This window comes from Vibrio sp. 10N.222.49.C9 (assembly GCF_041474985.1).
In the GTDB taxonomy this organism is placed as follows: Bacteria; Pseudomonadota; Gammaproteobacteria; order Enterobacterales; family Vibrionaceae; genus Vibrio; species Vibrio crassostreae_C.
This window is the reverse complement of record NZ_JBFRVD010001571.1, coordinates 1-245: the sequence shown is the minus strand read 5'-3', so window position 1 is coordinate 245 and position 245 is coordinate 1. Positions and strand designations below refer to the sequence as shown.

The window sequence follows — 245 nt, the reverse complement described above, 5'->3', positions numbered from 1 at the left end:
ATCCGAGGCCAACTCATGCTTTATCACGAAAAATTTGATGTCATCATCGTTGGTGGTGGTCATGCTGGTACTGAAGCTGCATTGTCTGCAGCAAGAACGGGCCAAAAGACACTTTTGTTGACCCATAATATTGATACTTTGGGGCAGATGTCTTGCAACCCAGCCATTGGCGGTATTGGTAAGGGCCATCTCGTGAAAGAGGTTGATGCTATGGGTGGATTAATGGCCAGAGCCATTGATCACGC

Annotated in this window: 1 protein-coding gene; it reads left to right on the top strand. The window is 47.3% G+C overall.

The window, feature by feature from the left end; translation table 11 throughout:
* Nucleotides 1–15: 15 nt before the first annotated feature.
* A partial coding sequence (locus tag AB4585_RS29315; protein WP_372172341.1) for an FAD-dependent oxidoreductase occupies nucleotides 16–245 on the top strand: 230 nt, incomplete at its 3' end.